The following is a 16,099-nucleotide window of genomic DNA, read 5'->3' on the forward strand; positions in this document are numbered from 1 at the left end:
TGCCGATTTATTTTTTCTTGTCCTCCGGAGGCGCTTGAGCCACAAGCCCAACCGATCCGATCGGCTGTTCCCCTAGGCGGAACTCAAGCTTTCCCCGGTAGCCGAAGGCATACGCCACGCTTGTCGATGCGACCGGAACAAAATGCGCGGTCAGCTTCTCCCGCTCCCCTGCGGCGAACGGATACTTGAAGTCCGCAACCGCGACGTAGGGATACCCGGCAAAGGACTCCCCTTTTGCCATCACGAGCTGCAGCGGATAAGCGGCGAATCCGTAGTCGAGCAGTTTCCGGTGGTCCTGCCAATCGTCCCCGTCGTTGAGCGTGACGGCGACCAGCTGCTGGCCGCCTCGCGTCGCCGAGCTGACCAGACAGCGAAGCGCTTTTTTCGTATAGCCGGTTTTGACCCCGTCCGCTCCTTCGTACTGAAGCAGCATTTTGTTTTTGTTCACCCATTTGTAATCCCATGGCTCGTACGGATTCGGAGCGGTACGGACCTTGGTGCGCACGATTTCGCGGAATACCGGGTTATGCAAGGCATACGCGGTCAACCTGGCCATATCGTTAGCGGACGAATAGTGTCCTTCCTGGTCCAAGCCGCTCGGATTGGCGAAGTGCGTATGCTCCAGGCCGAGCTGTTCGGCTTTTTGGTTCATCAGAAAAACAAAGCCTTCGACCGAACCGCCGACATGCTCGGCAACGGCGGTCGCCGCGTCGTTTCCGGAGCGCAGCATCAGGCCGTAAAGCATGTCCAGCAGTTTCATTTTCTCGCCGGCTCTCAAGTAGATGGAAGAGCCTTCTTTGCCCGCAGCCCGTTTGCTTACGGTAACGATGCTTTGCAGGTCCCCATGCTCGACGGCGACGATTGCGGTCATAATTTTCGTCAGGCTGGCGATGCGCATCTCTTCGTCGCCGTTTTGGCTGACGAGAAGGCGGCCGGACTGAACGTCGATAAGCGCCGCCGCTTTGGCGTGGGTTGCCGGTGCCGGCGGCGGACCGGAAGGGCTTGGCTTAGCCGTTCGGCCTTGCGCATACGCGATTGCCGGGGCAAACGCCAGCAACGCGATAAGCATGGCTCCAAGCGCATAACGTCGGATCGATCTTGCTGCGTATTTCATCTGCGAGCCTCCTGAGTTGCCTGTACCGGGTGTCGGCCTCTTCGTCCGAAACGGACGTCTTTGATTAAAAGGTATGTCTGCATGTCCAAAAGTATGTCCAAGCCGGACGGACGGGATCGGAAACAAACGTAAGTTCCGGCACCGTCATTGAAAAACCGGCCTGACGGCCGGTTTTTTCCCTTTCACGAAGTCCAGCCGCGGAACTTTACATCAGGCTGTCCCTGGACGAGGACGACGTTTCGATGGTCAGCTTTTCGTTGTTCCTGTCGCGAATCAGTTCCTGGATTTTGTCGGCCCATTTCGGGGCGGCATCGATCAGCCGTTCCAGCAGATGGGTTTGATTGTCCAGCGGAACGACTTTCACGCCCTGGTTGCCGACGACCAGGAAGGCGATCGGCGTAATCGAAACGCCGCCGCCGCTGCCGCCGCCGAACGGGAGCGCGACGGTTGCGTTATGGGCGTCGGAACGGGCGTCTTGGCCGTTTTCTTCAAAGACCTGAAACTCGCTGCCGCCGGCCGCAAAGCCGAAACCGACTTTCGAGATCGGCATAATGACGCTGCCGTCCGGCGTCTGAACCGGTTCGCCGACAATGGTGCTGACGTCCACCATTTCCTTAATATTTTCCATCGCGGTTTGCATAAGACCTTTTATGGGATGTTCGGACATGCTGGTGCCTCCTCCTGCTTTCATTTGGGGTTGGATTCCTTGCGAAAAACGTTCGTCGCTCATAGGATGCTCTACCGCGCGGACCTTTATGAATGGCGGAGCTTTAGGCGTGCTTGGGTTTCGACGGCCCGATTTGCAGCGCCCGCACAAACTTGGCAAGCCGGACCGTCCGCCTGCCAAGCAGGACCAGCGACGCCAAGACGGTCCCGAACCGGATGCGAAAATCGGCTTCCCACACGATGGACAGCTCCTCCCCTTGATAGTTGGGCGTCACGCTTCCGTGCGGATGGGCTTTAAGCGAAACGAACTGACCCGTGACCGCCGCCGCGCAACCGAGCAGCGACCAGGCGAGTCCGGCCGCTACGCCGGTCAATGCCGCATCGCCGAGTCCGATCCCGATGTCAAGCCGCCACCGGGTGCATTCCACTTTCCGCATCGTAGAGCGAAACCAGGTTTTGAACTGCCGGACGGAGTCCAGCATCATGCGGTAATTCGCGGCCATCCGGCGAATGGTGCGGAAGCCGATCCGGCGGGTGTCCCGCTTGTCTTTCGTCTTGAGGCCCGCCGCTGTGCTTTTGTTCTTCTGCTGGTAGAGGATGTCGAATCCTTTGACGATAATCGAAGGGATCGCCGATTGAAATTGTACGATTCCAAATAAGGCCCGAACGATGATGACCAGTTGGTCTTGCTGCCCGCTGCGCGAATACCGGATGCGGAAACGTATCGGCGAAAACCATGCCAGGACCGCAGCCGACAACACCGCCGCAACCGCTAAAATAACCCAAAAAGCCATACTTTTCCCGCCTTTCGTCTGGGAATAGTATGGCCTATTGCGGATGCCGTTCATACCGTTGGCATCGATTCAACGATTATCCGGCTTCGGAGTCGTCCAATACCCGGTTCAAATCGTCCATCGTCAACTGCCGGCCTTCGATCCGTTCGAACAGCAGCTTCGTGCGTTCCTCGAGCTCGTCTTCCCCTTCGCCGACCATCGGATCCGGCAGATGGTCGAGATCGGGCAGGCCGAAGTAATCGAGAAACGTTTTGGTCGTGCCGTACAAAATCGGCCGTCCGATCGCATCGGCCCGCCCGACCTCTTCGATCAGGTCTTTGGCGATGAGCGACTGAATCGGCCGGTCGGCCTTCACGCCGCGGATCTCCTCGATTTCCACGCGGGTGATCGGCTGCCGGTAAGCCACGATGGACAGCGTCTCCAATGCGGCCTGGGAAAGGGCGGAGCGGGCCGGAGAATAAGCAAGCTTCTGCAGGAAGGGCGCGTGCTCGGGGGCCGTCGTCAGTCTGAAGCCGCCCGCGACTTCGGATATTCGAAGCCCTCTGTTCTGCCGGACAAAGTCGCTTTGCAGATCGCGCAGCACGTCGAGCACGACTTCTGCGTCCATCTCCACCACATCCGCCATCGTCTTGACGCTGATCCCTTCGTCGCCGGAAACGAAAAGCAGCCCTTCAAGTACCGACTTCAAGGTCGAATAATCCATCGTCCCCCTCCTTTCCGGTCCACACGACGACGATATCGTCGAACAGCCTGTTCTGGTGGCAGTGCACCCAGCGGCGCTTCATCAGTTCCAGGATCGCCAGAAACGTCGCCACGATCCCGGTCCGGTCCATCCGGTCGCCGATCAACTGGGAAAACAGCAGCTTGCCCTCGCCTTCCGCCGCTTTCCGTTTCAGCGCGTCCATTATATCGCGAATGCGGTCCTTGACGGAAATTTCGTCGCGGTGGATCGAAGCGACCCGGTTGCGTCCGGCCGCACGCCGGAGCGCTTTGCGGTAAGCCCGGACGAGGTCGTCCACATGGAGCCCTTGCACCGGATTGACTTTCACGTCGGGAATGTACGGGGTCAAATCGACGGGCTCGCGGGTGAACACCCGGCTCCGCTCGTATTCGTGCTCGCGGAGCTGATTGGCGATCGCTTTGTATTTCCGGTATTCGATCAGCTTCCGGATCAGTTCCTCGCGGGGATCCTCCCCCTCCTCCTCGACGGTCATCCAGGGCTCGTCCGTCACCGGAGGCTTGGGCAAAAGCTGCCGGCTCTTCATCGACAGAAGCGTGGCGGCCATGACGAGAAACTCGCTCGTCACGTCCAGCTCCAGCTCCTGCATCGCTTCCAGGTAAGCCATATATTGATCCGTGATCTCGCTGATGGAAATGTCTTGAATGTCGATTTCCGCTTTGTCGATCAGGTGAAGCAGCAGATCGAGCGGTCCTTCGAACGTTTCCAGCTTGTATAGCACCGTCACGCCGTTATGTCACCCTTCCTGCGAAGCGTCTTCATTCCGTTGAAAGAAGGCGCGCGGTGCCGCAAGCCCCGTTCACGCCGCTTCAGCCCTTGAGCGCACGCGTCAGATTGGCCATTTCGATCGCCGTGACGGCCGCTTCCCAACCTTTGTTCCCGGCCTTCGTTCCGGCCCGCTCGACCGCCTGCTCGATGCTGTCGGTCGTCAGCACGCCGAAAATCGTCGGAACGCCGGTTTTGAGCGAAATCGCCGCCACGCCTTTGGCTACTTCGTTCGAAACGTAATCGAAATGCGGCGTGGAACCGCGAATGACGGCGCCGAGCGTGACGACCGCGTCGTACTTGCCGCTTTCGGCCATCTTCTGGGCAATCAGCGGAATTTCGAACGCGCCGGGAACCCAGGCGATCTCCACATCGTCGTCCCCCGCGCCGTGGCGCTTGAACGCGTCCAGCGCGCCGCTGAGCAGCTTCGACGTAATAAATTCGTTAAACCTGCCGACGACGACTCCGTATTTTAACCCTTGGGAAATCAGATTGCCTTCGTATACGACTGCCATATTATATTCATCCTCTCTCCGGCGTCAAGCCCGTTATAGGTTCGTCTTGTTCGATGTCCTCCCGCTTGCTCCGGCCGTCTTCGTCTTCGAACGTAAACAAGTGTCCGAGCTTGGCCTTCTTCGTATGCAGGTAACGGGAGTTGTCCTCGTTCTCGCTCATCTGAATCGGCACGCGTTCGACAACGCTCAGTCCGTATCCTTCGAGCCCTTTGATTTTGCGGGGATTGTTCGTGAGCAGGCGGATTTGGCGCACGCCGATATCTTTCAGAATTTGCGCCCCGATGCCGTAATCGCGCAGATCCGGCGCAAATCCCAGTCTAATATTCGCTTCGACCGTGTCCAATCCCTGCTCCTGCAGCTTGTAGGCTCTAAGCTTGTTGAGCAGGCCGATGCCCCGGCCTTCCTGCCGCATATACAATAACACGCCGGTGCCTTCCGCTTCAATTTGGCGGAGCGCCGCCTCGAGCTGCGGTCCGCAGTCGCAGCGGTGTGAATGGAACACGTCGCCGGTCAGGCATTCCGAATGGACGCGGACAAGAACGGGCCGGGAACCGTCGATCTCCCCCTTGACGAGCGCCACGTGCTCCTTTTTATCCACCTCGTTCGAATAGCCGATCGCCCGGAACACCCCGAAATCGGTCGGCAGGCGGATCTCGACTTCCCGCTTCACCAGCTTTTCCTTTGCGTTGCGGTAGCGGATCAGATCGCGGATCGTGATCAGCTTCAGCCCGTGCTGCTGCGTAAACTCGATCAAATCCGGCAGACGGGCCATCGTTCCGTCTTCCTTGATCACTTCGCAAATGACCGCCGCCGGATAGGAGCCGCACAGGCGGGCAAGATCGACCGCCGCCTCCGTATGCCCGGCGCGGCGCAGCACGCCGCCGTTCTTGGCAATCAGCGGGAACATGTGCCCCGGCCTGCGGAAGCTCGACGGTCCCGCAGCGGGATCAATCAGCGCCTTGACCGTTTCCGCGCGCTCGAACGCGGAGATGCCGGTCGTCGTCGTCACCGCGTCGACGGACACGGTGAAGGCGGTGCCGTGATAATCCGTATTGTGCTGGACCATCGGCGGCAGGTCAAGCTCTTCCGCGCGTTCTTCCGTAATCGGCACGCAGACGAGCCCTCTTCCTTCGGTAATCATAAAATTGATGATTTCCGGCGTTGCCTTCTCCGCAAGCGCGATCAGATCGCCTTCGTTTTCGCGGTCTTCGTCGTCCACGACCACGATCGCCTTGCCTTGCAGCAAATCCCGCATCGCTTCTTCGATCGTATTGAACCGGAAACCGTCCATCTTGTTGTCCTCCTTTGCGTTGGTGCTGTCCCGATCCGGGAACCCGTTGTCAAAAGCCGTATTCGCGCAGCAGCGCTTCCGTCAATCCCCCTGCGGACCGTTGGGGTTTGGGCTCAGCCGGCCGTTCTCCTTCGCGGAGACGGAGCAGATGGTCGATGTATTTGCCCAGAATATCGCATTCGACATTCATCGTATCTCCCGGCTGCTTGAATCGGATCACCGTTTCCTTCAACGTATGGGGGATGATGGAGACGGTAAACGTTTCGGCTTCCCGGTCCGCCGATACGATCGTCAGGCTCGTGCCGTCCAGCGTGACCGAGCCTTGCGGAACCATATGGCGGAGAAGGGCCGGGTTGTGCGGCCGGATGGTAAACACGACGGCGTTCGCCTCCGGCTTGCGGCCGACGATCGTAGCCGTGCCGTCCACATGGCCCTGCACGATGTGGCCGCCGAAACGGCCGCCGGCCTGCATCGCCCGCTCCAGGTTGACCGGATCGCCGGGCTTCAGCTCGTGCAGGTTCGTATGGCGGAACGTCTCCGGCATCACATCCGCCGTGAATGCGCCCGAATCATGCGAGACGACGGTCAGGCATACCCCGTTCACCGCAATGCTGTCTCCGATCTTGACGTCCTCCAGCACTTTCTTGGCGGCGATCGTCAGCACCATCGCCTCTCCGCGGCGCTGGACGCGCCGCAGCGTGCCGATTTCTTCGACCAGTCCCGTAAACAAGCCGATTCCTCCTTTCCCCGCGCGAATGGTTACGTCTTGGCCGGATATCCGCTGACGCACCAATCGTCGCCAAATCGTTCGATTTCGACCCGCTCGATCCGGATCGCCTCGCCCATCCTCTCGGGGCCTGGGAAGGCAAACGCCGAAGGCGCTTCTCCTCCGACCAGTTTGGGCGCGTAGAAAAGCATAAGCTTGTCGACCAGACCCGCCTCGAGCAAGCTTCCGTTCAGGACGCCGCCCCCTTCGACCAGCACGGACGCGATCTCCCGGCGCCCCAGTTCGGCGAGCGCGGCGGCAAGATTGACCTTCGGGCCGCCGCCGCACGGAATCACCTCGACGCCTTTGCTCTCCAGCAGGCGGATTCGGCTGGCGTCTGCGCTCTCCGTCGTCAGCACGACCGTCTTCGCCTCGCCGTTCAGCACGCGGGCGGAATCGGGGATGCGCAGCCGCGAATCGACGACCACCCGAACCGGGTGCAGCCCGGGCACGCTGAGCCTCGTGGTCAGCTCCGGGTCGTCCGCCAGCACGGTTTCCACGCCGACCATGATGGCGTTATTCCGGTGGCGCAGCGTGTGCACGGCTTCTCGCGCCTCGGGCCCCGTGATCCATTTGCTGTGGCCGCTTCGGGTCGCGATTTTGCCGTCGAGCGTGACGGCCGTCTTGACGGTGACAAACGGCATGCCGGTGACGATGTATTTGTTGAACGCTTCGTTCAGTCTGCGCGATTCCTCCTCGAGCAGACCGACCTGAACGTCGATGCCCTCTTCACGAAGCCGGGCGATGCCTCTGCCCGCGACCTTCGGATTCGGATCGGCCGTCGCGACGACAACGCGCGCAACGCCCTCGCGGATGAGCCGCTCGCAGCAGGGCGGCGTTTTGCCGTGGTGGCTGCACGGCTCCAGCGTCACGTAAACGGTGGCGCCTCGGGCCTCCGCGCCGGCCATATCGAGCGCATGCACCTCGGCGTGAGCCTCCCCTCTGCGGAGATGCGCGCCGATGCCGACGATTCGCCCTTCCTTGACCACGACGCAGCCGACCATCGGGTTGATGCCCGTCTGACCGGCGGCGGAAGCCGCCATATTCAGCGCGAGCCGCATATAATACTCGTCGTTGATGCTGTCTTTCAGGCCGGCGCAGTCGTTGGGGATGCGATCCTTTAGCCCGCCATAATCGTTAGGTATGTGATCTTTCAGCCTGCCGCGGATGTCGCCCATAAATCCTCCTTGGATGTCCGTCGGACTTACGTGGATGCCCACCGCTCCTCCCGGAAATTGCTAAAGCTAATGCTAATGCTGCTTGCGCGCCCGCATTAGCGTCAAAAAACCCCCAGGGCGCTGCCCCGGGGGTTGTCACACAGCGTTTTGATTCCGATTTACGCGGCATTAGGCAAATGTGAACCGAATCATCTCCAGCCGGAAATCTTCGGACATCGAATGCAAAACCGACAAACGCCCGACGCAAACGGCCTAACGGCGGTCGTCCGGCCAGTCCGCCTTGAATGCGGGAACGTTCGGAACGGGAACGGGCCTGTACCCGCAGTTCCTTCCGAATCGTTAACGATATCGCCAGAATTCCGCCCCGCATGATCGTTCGAATCCTGTTCTGCACATCTTGCGCGTATGATCACGTCTTGCACGTATTCCGTTTAGCGCGCATCGCGCATTTTGCTCGCATTCGCGCTTACCACGTCATGTACGTGGCGTATTGCCATGTTTTGCGAGCATTCGTGCATTGATCATATTTTGCGCGCATTATTGTGAAAAATAGAACAAGAAGATCCGGCTTAAGGACAGCAGTCGGCGCATATCCCGTGCGTTATCGGTTGCATGCCTAATGACGCGGCTCGGCCGCGCTGCGCTTCCTTCTCCCATCCAGACTGTTACTGTCGGTCCCGGACTCGCACCGGGTCCACCGCATCACGCCCGCCGGTTATCCGGTAGCTGCGATGACGGGTCACGGACTGACGACGGCCGCTTTGCGCCGATAGTGCCTCGCTCGGCTGGCACCGCCGATCACCGCCGGTGGGGAATTGCACCCCGCCCCGAAGGTAAGTCGCTGATTGAATGCAAGTTTACCACTCGTTTTCACAAATTGCAAGAGCCCAGTCAAAGCGGAAACGCCTGCTTTGGGCTTCGCAAACGGTTTCATCGAAAAATATTATCAATTCTTTTGGGCCGACCCGATCACGTTTCCGCTGACGCGCTTTTCTTACGGCACGTTTCTGCGGGTACGTTTCTTCTGGCACGTTTTTCGCCCACGTTTTTTAGGTGCGTTTCTGCAGATAGGTTCGGGCACCATTTTTAATTGCCTCAAACGCAATTATTTGTCCGGTATTCCGCTTGTTCGTGCATGCAGTTGCTTTTACGGCAATTAAAAGCCCGACCTTACGGTTTTATCGGCTCGAGACAGGTTCTAGTTGCCTTAAATGCAATTAAAACGCGGCCTTCCGCAGAACATGCCATTGCAATTGCTATAAAGTCACTTATTTTTCAGCAAAGTGAACGACGCGACAGCCACGGCAGCCATGCGCCTACTTCGGCGGGCGGACAGCCGGCCGTGAAACTGTATGCTGCAGCCGGACAGGCAATCGCCGTGCAAAAGCCAGCCATGGTGCAGCGGCCCAAATAGGCAAACACCGTGCAGCATCGTGCAGCTGCTGCCGGACAAGCAGACGTCGTCCAGCCGGACAGGCAATCGCCGTACAGCCGGTAGCCGTACAGCAACCGTACAGCAACGACCTCCGCGAAGGACGAGCGCCGTCGGCCAACCAAAAAGCCCGCAACACCTCCCCGGCGCCGAAAACGGCGCGGGCCGAAGCGTTTGCGGGCTTGCCGCGCATCACACCACTTCGCTGACGCGAACCGATTCCATTTTGTCGCGGCCTTTGAACGCGTCGACATGCTCCATGCCGGACGTGACTTTGCCGAACACGGTATGGACGCCGTCCAAATGCGGCTGCGGCGAATAGACGATGTAGAACTGGCTGCCGCCCGTATTCGGACCGCGGTGCGCCATGGCGACGCTGCCCCGCTCGTGCTTGTTCGGGTTGATTTCGCACGGGATTTCATACCCCGGCCCGCCGGTGCCGTCGCCGTTCGGGCAGCCGCCCTGCGCAACGAAGCCGGGAATGACGCGGTGAAAAACAAGACCGTCGTAGAATCCCGAGTTTGCCAATTTTTCAAAGTTCGCCACCGTGCCCGGAGCGTCCTTTTCGAACAATTCGATGACGACCTCTTTGCCGCCTTCCAGCGTGATGACCGCTTGCTTGGCCATATTTCCCTCTCCCTCTCCGCTCGTTGGGGTTTACTTTGCTACGGCCTGCTTCCGGAGACGTTCCGGGATGATGTCGTTGCCGACAATGTCTTCGAACGACTCGCGGGCCACGACCAGGTCGGCCTGTCCGTCGCGCACGAAGACGACGGCCGGGCGGCGAATCCGGTTGTAGTTGCTGGCCATTGCATAATTGTACGCCCCCGTGCAGAATACGGCAAGCAGATCGCCCTGCTTGACGGCGGGAAGCTTCAGGTCCCAGATCAGCATGTCGCCGCTTTCGCAGCATTTGCCCGCGACGGATACCACTTCCTCCGCAGGGTCGTTGCAGCGGTTGGCCAGCACCGCTTCGTACTTGGACCCGTAAAGTGCCGGACGCGGATTGTCGGTCATGCCGCCGTCGACGGCGATATATTTGCGCACGCCGGGGATGTCTTTGCTCGTGCCGACCGTGTAAAGCGTCGTGCCGGCATCGCCGACGATGCTCCGGCCCGGCTCGATCCAGATTTCCGGCAGCGGGTAGTCGTTCGCCTTGAAATTGTCAACGATCGCGTCGGTGATCGCTTTTACGTAAGTGGCGACCGGCAGCGGTTTATCCTCTTCGACATAGCGGATGCCGAAGCCGCCGCCCAGATTGATGACCGGGAACGTTACGCCGAATTTCCCGCGCACTTCGATGGAAAACGCCGCAACCTTCTCGACGGCCATGCGGAACCCTTCCACCTCGAAAATTTGCGAGCCGATATGCGAATGCACGCCCAGCAGCTTGAGCTGCGGCTGCTTCAGCGTTTCCTCCACCGCACGCAGCGCGGTGCCGTTGCTGACGTCGAAGCCGAACTTCGAATCCTGCTGGCCGGTCGAAATATAATCGTGCGTATGCGCTTCGACGCCGGGCGTGACGCGGAGCAGCACGTTCACTTGCTTGCCCTTTTCCGCGGCGAGCGCGTTCAGCATGTGCATTTCGACGAAGTTGTCCACGACAAAGCAGCCGATGTTCGCGTCAAGCGCCATCTCGATTTCCTGCGGCGTCTTGTTGTTGCCGTGAAAATGAATCCGCTCCGCCGGGAACCCGGCTTGAAGCGCCGTGTACAATTCGCCGTCCGACACGACATCGAGGCTCATGCCCTCTTCTTCGGCCAAGCGGCACATCGCCATGACGCAGAACGCCTTGGACGCGTACGCGACCTGAAAACGCAGCCCCGTGGCGCGGAAGGCTTCGATATATTCTCTTGCGCGCTGACGGACAAGCGCTTCGTCCACAATGTAAAGCGGCGTTCCGAACTGCTTCGCCAGCTCGGTTACGTCGCAGCCTCCGATCTCCAGATGGCCCAGCTCGTTGATACGGCTCGTTCCGTGCAGATACATAAGAATTTCCCCTTTGACAAATAAAGTTCGGATTGACAGGCCGGACCGCAAAGAGCCCCGAATCCGGTAAATTCGCAATTTACCCTGAGTATATCCGAAAATCGCCGCGAGGGGAAATGGAGGAAATGCCAAAACATTTGCATTCGTCCGTCAGGCGTGCCGTCCGTTTGCCTTATCCCGGCTGCCTTTCGTTGTCCCGAACCCGGTTGATGGAAGGGCGATATCGGTTTCTGGGCAGCGGACGCCTGAACAGGACGGACAGCAAGGCGTTTAAGTTAAACGGAACAAGCGGCCACAAATACGGCACGTTGAAGGAGCGCACGAATACCAGCGAGACGAAAATCAGCGTGGCGCAAACCACGAACCCGGGAATGTTGAACAAAAAGGCGGAAAGCAGCAGCGCAATCCGCACGATCCGGTTGGCGATCCCGAGCTCGTAGCTGGGCGTAGCGAACATGCCGACCGCGGCAACCGCCATGTACAGAATGACCTCGTTGATGAACAGTCCGGTCTTCACCGCGATGTCACCGATCAGGATGGCCGAGATCAGCGACATCGCCGTCACAAGCGGAGCGGGCGTGTGCACCGAGGCGAGCCGCATGACGTCGACGCCGACTTCGACCAGCAGAAACTGCAGAATCAGCGGCAGATCGCCGAGTTTGTCCGCGCCGATGAACCAGAGCCAGCCCGGTCTTAGCTGAGGATTCTGCGCGTACAGATACCAAAGCGGCAGCATGAACACCGACGCCAGCATGCCGAAAAAACGCACCCACCGCAAATACGTGCCGATAAACGGGCTTTGGCGGTTTTCCTCGGCGTGCTGCACGAGATCGAAATACGTCGTCGGCAGCAGGACAAGGCTCGGCGACGTGTCGACGATCAGCGTTACGCTGCCGTCCAGCAGATGCGAGGCGACGACGTCGGGCCGTTCCGAATACCGCACGAGCGGGAACGGATTCCAGCCCGACTTGACGGTCATTTCTTCAAGCTGCTTGTCCGCCAACGGAATGCCGTCGATGTTGATCGCCTTGATCTTGTCGCGCACCGACTCGACCAGATTGCGGTCCGCGATATCCTCGATATACCCGATCGCCACGTCCGTCTTCGTCCGCGTGCCGACTTTCAAGATTTCGAACCGCAGCTTCGGATCGCGGAGCCGCCGGCGGATGAGAGCCACGTTGGTGAGCAGCGTTTCGACAAAGCCGTCCTTGCTTCCCCGCACCACCTTCTCCAGCACCGGCTCGTCCGGAGTGCGGGTCGGATAGTTTTTGACGTCGATGAGCATGACCGTGTCTTCGCCTTCCACGTAGAAGGCCGAGTTGCCCATCATGACGTCGTTGATCATTTCGGCCATCGAGCGGGATTTGCGGACTTGGATCGCCGGGATGTAGTGGGTGAAAAAAGATTCCAGCGCATCCTGGCTCAGCGAATCGGGCTCCAGAAACGTCAGGCGCTTTATGATTTCGGTCAGCGAGGTATCTTTCGCAAGCGAGCTGAGAAAAAGGATGCCCGTCTTCCGCTCTCCGAACGTCATTTGCCGCAGCTGAACGTCGAAGTTGATTTCCAGGCCGATGCGCTTGCGGAGCTGGTTCGTCCATTCGTCCATGTTCGGGGAGATTCGGTCGTCCGGCGGAACCTCCTGCACGGTTTGTCCGCCTCCTCCGCCGGGCTTGCCGGCATCCGCTTGCCTTTCCGCCTTCCCGGCATCCGCTTGACGATCCGCCCTCCCGGCATCCGCCTGACGGTCCGCCCCCCCATCCTCTCTCGGAGTCCCGTCTTGCTGCGGCGGCTCCCCGATTTTCTTCGGCCGCTTCAGCGCCGGCATTCCGTCCCTATCGCCGGATAAGCCCTCGTTCGGCTCCGGCATCCAGGACTTTTTCTCCATGTTCTTGTCTTCCTGCCCGGTCGTTTCCATCGAATCCCTTTCCTTTCCGGTCTCATTTGGGCTGCAAAAGCAGCCAGTCCACGATTGATCCCGCCATCTTGCCGAGCACCATCGCGATCAGCAGCGCGAACAAAAAACGGTCCAGCCCGAGCCGTTTGGCGAAAATCGGAATGACGTTGAGCACTTCCGTCAAGGCGGCCGCCATCATGCCGACGAAGATGCCGCTGAGCGCGGACGGCAGAAGCAGGGACAAACGGGGCAGCGGCGTTACCCAGCGGAACAGATCGGCCGAGCTCCAGTACAACGTGCCCAGCAGCAGCGCCGATTCGAAAACGGCCGAGCGCCGGTAAGCGCGCGTCAGCTGCACGAGCCGGGGAACGACGTCCAGCACGATCAGCAGGGCGACAAAAGCGCTCCCGACCGCAACCCCGCCCGCAAGTCCGGCCACGGCCAGGCCGATGCCGCCCAACAGCTCACGCACGGCGCCGGCCGCCTTCGGCATCGTGTTGTTTGCGGTACTCTTCGGTAATGACGTAGTGATTGACGTTTTCCTGATACATGAACATTTCCACCTCGAGCGGGTTCGGTTCGTCGTTTAACCTGCGCCGGAACAGGCGGTTGAAAAACAGCAGCATCCCCAGTCCGAGGCCGAGCGAATACGGGATTTGAAACAGCCAGGGGTGCCATTCCCTCTTCCCGGTCATCAGCTCGGTGATTCTTTTCTGAACTTCGGGCATGTCCACGTCCGCATGAAAATTGATGATCGTCATGCCGGAGCCGAAAAACAGCACGAGCCAGGCAACGACCAAGAGCGCCCGCCTCGGCTTCACCTTGCCTCCATCCGCCACCTCGACCAGCACATGGGGTTCGCCGAACGTTTCCACAACGGCGTCCGGCCATGCTTCGCGGATTTTGCGGACGATCAGCAGCATGTCGATGACAAGCAGGCTGCCGTCCGCGGGCTTTACCCGCAGCAGAGGCAAAGACGCAAGACGTTCCTTCAGCGCCGGTCCGGTTTCCAGGACCGCGACGTCGCCGAGCGTGATTTCCGCTTCCGGCGGCACGACGATCCGGCGCCGCAGACGCAAATATATCGTTTGATCCATCCGCTGCTCCTCCCTTCCGCATCTTTCGCGTCGGAATGCCAGCCGCAGCCGGCGCAGACATATTCTGTAGTATGAGACGTTCGGGCGCAAAAAAAACGCCGGGGACGCAAAGCGCTCGGCTAAGCGTCCCCGGCCCGTTATTGGGCGATTTGGTCTTTGATGTTTTGCAGGATTTTTTTCTCCAGCCGGCTCACCTGCACCTGGGAGATGCCAAGCCGGCTGGCGACCTCGGACTGGGTCTGGTCGCGGAAATACCGCAGAAACACGATCAGCCGCTCCCGGTCGTTCAAGCTTTGGATCGCTTGGGTCAACGCCATTTTGTCGAACCATTTCTCCTGCGTATCGTCGGCGATCTGATCCATGAGCGTAATCGGATCGCCGTCGTTCTCGAACACCGTCTCGTGGATGGAGGCGGGAGGCTTGTTCGCTTCCTGCGCGAAGACGATGTCTTCCGGCGTCGTGCCGATCTCTTCCGCAACCTCGCCGATCGTCGGCTGGCGGCCGAGCCGCTTGGACAGCTCGTCCTTCGCCTTGCGGATGCGGTTGGCCATCTCCTTCAGCGACCGGCTCACTTTAAGCGTGCCGTCGTCCCGCAAAAAACGCTGGATTTCGCCGATGATCATGGGCACCGCATAGGTGGAAAATTTGACGTCGTATCCCAGGTCGAATTTGTCGACCGACTTGAGCAGTCCGATACAGCCGATCTGAAACAAATCCTCCGCATCGTAGCCGCGTCCCGCGAACCGCTGAACGACGGACCAAACAAGCCGGATATTGTTCGATACCAACGTTTCCCTCGCCGCGCTGTCTCCGGATTGGCTGAGCGCAATCAGGCGCTTCACTTCCGCATCGTCCAGATACCCCGGCGGCGACGTTCGCTTCGCTTCCCGTTCCATGCTTCCAACCCCTGCCGCGCGGTTTTAATTGTACAACGCTTTTTTGGATTCGATGCGCTTTTTCATCCGGAGCTGCGTGCCTTTGCCCGGTTCGCTGGCCACTTCGAATTCGTCCATGAAGTTTTCGATGATCGTAAAGCCCATCCCCGACCTTTCCAGCTCGGGGCGCGACGTATAAAGCGGCTGGCGGGCCAACTCGATGTCCTCGATCCCCCGTCCCTCGTCGCTGACCGTAATCGAGACGGTGTCTCCTTCGATTGCGGCTTCGACGGTGACCACCCCCGACGGATCGTTCTCGTAACCGTGAATGATCGCATTCGTCACCGCTTCCGACACGACCGTCTTGATGTCGTTCAGTTGTTCCATCGTCGGGTCGAGCTGCGCAACGAAGGCGGCGACCGCAACGCGCGCGAAAGCTTCGTTTTCCGAACGGCTTGCGAACGAGAGTTTCATAAAATTATTCGCTGCGCTCATGATACGACCTCCAGACTGGCCAGCGCCGAACGTTCCGTGTCGTAGAAGGAGATGATCTTGAACAAACCCGACAGTTCGAACAGCCGCTTGACGTTCGCGTGCGTATCGCATACGACCATTCGGCCTCCGCGGCTTTTGATCAGCTTGTACCGGCCCAGAATGACGCCAAGGCCGGAGCTGTCCATAAACTGCAAATCTTTCAAACTGAGCAACACATGCTCGCAGCGGCCGCGCAAAATCGCATCCTCCATTTTGAAACGGACGATATCCGCGGTATGGTGATCCAATTCCCCTCTCAAGCGAACGATGAGCACGTTGCGATGCTGCTCCAGCTCCACTTGCAAACTCATGCCGATTCTCCTCTCATCCAGCTTCCCCGGCGCTGTTCCCCGGCTGTTACACTCCCAATTCTACGGCGGCAAGCTTCATTCCTGCCCTCCGACAAAACTAGAAGCAGCCCCTGTCCACGCGACAAAATACGGCAAAGAG

18 protein-coding genes and 1 riboswitch are annotated in these 16,099 nt (G+C 59.4%); of the genes, 1 reads left to right on the forward strand and 17 read right to left on the reverse strand.

The window, feature by feature from the left end; all coding sequences use genetic code 11:
• Positions 1–7 precede the first annotated feature (7 nt).
• From F560_RS23345 to ribD, 9 genes are all read right to left on the reverse strand, one after another.
• Positions 8–1,114 carry a D-alanyl-D-alanine carboxypeptidase family protein gene (locus tag F560_RS23345; protein WP_019006481.1) on the reverse strand — a complete coding sequence of 369 codons (1,107 nt, stop codon included), beginning with the start codon at positions 1,112–1,114 and terminating at the stop codon, positions 8–10.
• Positions 1,115–1,319: 205 nt separating this feature from the next.
• Entirely contained in the window at positions 1,320–1,781 is a 462-nt protein-coding gene (ytfJ, locus tag F560_RS0114580) for a GerW family sporulation protein (RefSeq protein ID WP_019006482.1), read from the reverse strand.
• Positions 1,782–1,884: 103 nt separating this feature from the next.
• Positions 1,885–2,574 carry a DUF2953 domain-containing protein gene (locus tag F560_RS0114585; RefSeq protein WP_019006483.1) on the reverse strand — a complete coding sequence of 230 codons (690 nt, stop codon included), beginning with the start codon at positions 2,572–2,574 and terminating at the stop codon, positions 1,885–1,887.
• Positions 2,575–2,650: 76 nt separating this feature from the next.
• A complete protein-coding gene (scpB, locus tag F560_RS0114590) occupies positions 2,651–3,277 on the reverse strand; it encodes an SMC-Scp complex subunit ScpB (protein ID WP_019006484.1) in 627 nt (208 codons plus the stop codon).
• Positions 3,246–4,040 (reverse strand): segregation and condensation protein A, encoded by a 795-nt coding sequence (locus F560_RS0114595; protein ID WP_019006485.1) that lies wholly within the window; start codon positions 4,038–4,040, stop codon positions 3,246–3,248. The genes scpB and F560_RS0114595 overlap by 32 nt, the downstream gene beginning before the upstream one ends.
• 82 nt (positions 4,041–4,122) lie before the next feature.
• Positions 4,123–4,593 (reverse strand): 6,7-dimethyl-8-ribityllumazine synthase, encoded by a 471-nt coding sequence (gene ribH, locus F560_RS0114600; protein ID WP_019006486.1) that lies wholly within the window; start codon positions 4,591–4,593, stop codon positions 4,123–4,125.
• Positions 4,594–4,600: 7 nt separating this feature from the next.
• Entirely contained in the window at positions 4,601–5,884 is a 1,284-nt protein-coding gene (locus tag F560_RS0114605; protein ID WP_019006487.1) for a bifunctional 3,4-dihydroxy-2-butanone-4-phosphate synthase/GTP cyclohydrolase II, read from the reverse strand.
• Between the two features lie 49 nt (positions 5,885–5,933).
• Positions 5,934–6,614 (reverse strand): riboflavin synthase, encoded by a 681-nt coding sequence (locus F560_RS0114610; protein WP_019006488.1) that lies wholly within the window; start codon positions 6,612–6,614, stop codon positions 5,934–5,936.
• A 29-nt stretch (positions 6,615–6,643) separates the two neighbouring features.
• The gene (ribD, locus tag F560_RS0114615) at positions 6,644–7,828 is read right to left on the reverse strand and encodes a bifunctional diaminohydroxyphosphoribosylaminopyrimidine deaminase/5-amino-6-(5-phosphoribosylamino)uracil reductase RibD (protein ID WP_019006489.1); all 1,185 of its coding nucleotides are present in this window, start codon (positions 7,826–7,828) and stop codon (positions 6,644–6,646) included.
• Positions 7,829–8,469: 641 nt separating this feature from the next.
• Positions 8,470–8,667, reverse strand: a riboswitch (FMN riboswitch).
• A 6-nt stretch (positions 8,668–8,673) separates the two neighbouring features.
• Between ribD and F560_RS0114620 the strand changes: the two genes are divergently transcribed.
• Positions 8,674–8,988, forward strand: a complete 315-nt coding sequence (locus tag F560_RS0114620; protein WP_156829005.1) for a hypothetical protein — start codon at positions 8,674–8,676, stop codon at positions 8,986–8,988.
• Positions 8,989–9,452: 464 nt separating this feature from the next.
• Here the strand turns inward: F560_RS0114620 and F560_RS0114625 are convergent, their stop codons facing one another.
• From F560_RS0114625 to spoIIAA, 8 genes are all read right to left on the reverse strand, one after another.
• Positions 9,453–9,887 carry a peptidylprolyl isomerase gene (locus F560_RS0114625; protein ID WP_019006491.1) on the reverse strand — a complete coding sequence of 145 codons (435 nt, stop codon included), beginning with the start codon at positions 9,885–9,887 and terminating at the stop codon, positions 9,453–9,455.
• A gap of 30 nt (positions 9,888–9,917) precedes the next feature.
• Complete coding sequence (gene lysA / locus F560_RS0114630) at positions 9,918–11,249, reverse strand: diaminopimelate decarboxylase (RefSeq protein ID WP_019006492.1); 1,332 nt, start codon at positions 11,247–11,249, stop codon at positions 9,918–9,920.
• A 172-nt stretch (positions 11,250–11,421) separates the two neighbouring features.
• The gene (locus F560_RS23350; protein WP_019006493.1) at positions 11,422–13,164 is read right to left on the reverse strand and encodes a spore germination protein; all 1,743 of its coding nucleotides are present in this window, start codon (positions 13,162–13,164) and stop codon (positions 11,422–11,424) included.
• 22 nt (positions 13,165–13,186) lie between these two features.
• Entirely contained in the window at positions 13,187–13,636 is a 450-nt protein-coding gene (locus F560_RS0114640) for a stage V sporulation protein AB (protein WP_019006494.1), read from the reverse strand.
• On the reverse strand, positions 13,608–14,240 hold the full coding sequence (locus tag F560_RS0114645) for a stage V sporulation protein AA (protein WP_019006495.1): 633 nt from the start codon (positions 14,238–14,240) through the stop codon (positions 13,608–13,610). The genes F560_RS0114640 and F560_RS0114645 overlap by 29 nt, the downstream gene beginning before the upstream one ends.
• Before the next feature lie 137 nt (positions 14,241–14,377).
• On the reverse strand, positions 14,378–15,136 hold the full coding sequence (gene sigF / locus F560_RS0114650) for an RNA polymerase sporulation sigma factor SigF (protein ID WP_019006496.1): 759 nt from the start codon (positions 15,134–15,136) through the stop codon (positions 14,378–14,380).
• Positions 15,137–15,160: 24 nt separating this feature from the next.
• Complete coding sequence (gene spoIIAB, locus F560_RS0114655) at positions 15,161–15,610, reverse strand: anti-sigma F factor (RefSeq protein WP_019006497.1); 450 nt, start codon at positions 15,608–15,610, stop codon at positions 15,161–15,163.
• The gene (spoIIAA, locus tag F560_RS0114660) at positions 15,607–15,960 is read right to left on the reverse strand and encodes an anti-sigma F factor antagonist (protein ID WP_019006498.1); all 354 of its coding nucleotides are present in this window, start codon (positions 15,958–15,960) and stop codon (positions 15,607–15,609) included. Before spoIIAA ends, spoIIAB begins: the two co-directional genes overlap by 4 nt.
• Positions 15,961–16,099: the final 139 nt, after the last annotated feature.

The organism is Cohnella laeviribosi DSM 21336, from assembly GCF_000378425.1.
Classification (GTDB): Bacteria; Bacillota; Bacilli; order Paenibacillales; family Paenibacillaceae; genus Cohnella; species Cohnella laeviribosi.

What these genes read in the sequence shown, in the direction of transcription:
- F560_RS23345 (WP_019006481.1), bottom strand. Translation starts at nt 1,114, where the DNA reads ATGAAATACGCAGCAAGATCGATCCGACGTTATGCGCTTGGAGCCATG.
- ytfJ (WP_019006482.1), bottom strand. Translation starts at nt 1,781, where the DNA reads ATGTCCGAACATCCCATAAAAGGTCTTATGCAAACCGCGATGGAAAAT.
- F560_RS0114585 (WP_019006483.1), bottom strand. Translation starts at nt 2,574, where the DNA reads ATGGCTTTTTGGGTTATTTTAGCGGTTGCGGCGGTGTTGTCGGCTGCG.
- scpB (WP_019006484.1), bottom strand. Translation starts at nt 3,277, where the DNA reads ATGGATTATTCGACCTTGAAGTCGGTACTTGAAGGGCTGCTTTTCGTT.
- ribH (WP_019006486.1), bottom strand. Translation starts at nt 4,593, where the DNA reads ATGGCAGTCGTATACGAAGGCAATCTGATTTCCCAAGGGTTAAAATAC.
- F560_RS0114605 (WP_019006487.1), bottom strand. Translation starts at nt 5,884, where the DNA reads ATGGACGGTTTCCGGTTCAATACGATCGAAGAAGCGATGCGGGATTTG.
- ribD (WP_019006489.1), bottom strand. Translation starts at nt 7,828, where the DNA reads ATGGGCGACATCCGCGGCAGGCTGAAAGATCACATACCTAACGATTAT.
- F560_RS0114625 (WP_019006491.1), bottom strand. Translation starts at nt 9,887, where the DNA reads ATGGCCAAGCAAGCGGTCATCACGCTGGAAGGCGGCAAAGAGGTCGTC.
- lysA (WP_019006492.1), bottom strand. Translation starts at nt 11,249, where the DNA reads ATGTATCTGCACGGAACGAGCCGTATCAACGAGCTGGGCCATCTGGAG.
- F560_RS23350 (WP_019006493.1), bottom strand. Translation starts at nt 13,164, where the DNA reads ATGGAAACGACCGGGCAGGAAGACAAGAACATGGAGAAAAAGTCCTGG.
- F560_RS0114640 (WP_019006494.1), bottom strand. Translation starts at nt 13,636, where the DNA reads ATGCCGAAGGCGGCCGGCGCCGTGCGTGAGCTGTTGGGCGGCATCGGC.
- F560_RS0114645 (WP_019006495.1), bottom strand. Translation starts at nt 14,240, where the DNA reads ATGGATCAAACGATATATTTGCGTCTGCGGCGCCGGATCGTCGTGCCG.
- sigF (WP_019006496.1), bottom strand. Translation starts at nt 15,136, where the DNA reads ATGGAACGGGAAGCGAAGCGAACGTCGCCGCCGGGGTATCTGGACGAT.
- spoIIAB (WP_019006497.1), bottom strand. Translation starts at nt 15,610, where the DNA reads ATGAGCGCAGCGAATAATTTTATGAAACTCTCGTTCGCAAGCCGTTCG.
- spoIIAA (WP_019006498.1), bottom strand. Translation starts at nt 15,960, where the DNA reads ATGAGTTTGCAAGTGGAGCTGGAGCAGCATCGCAACGTGCTCATCGTT.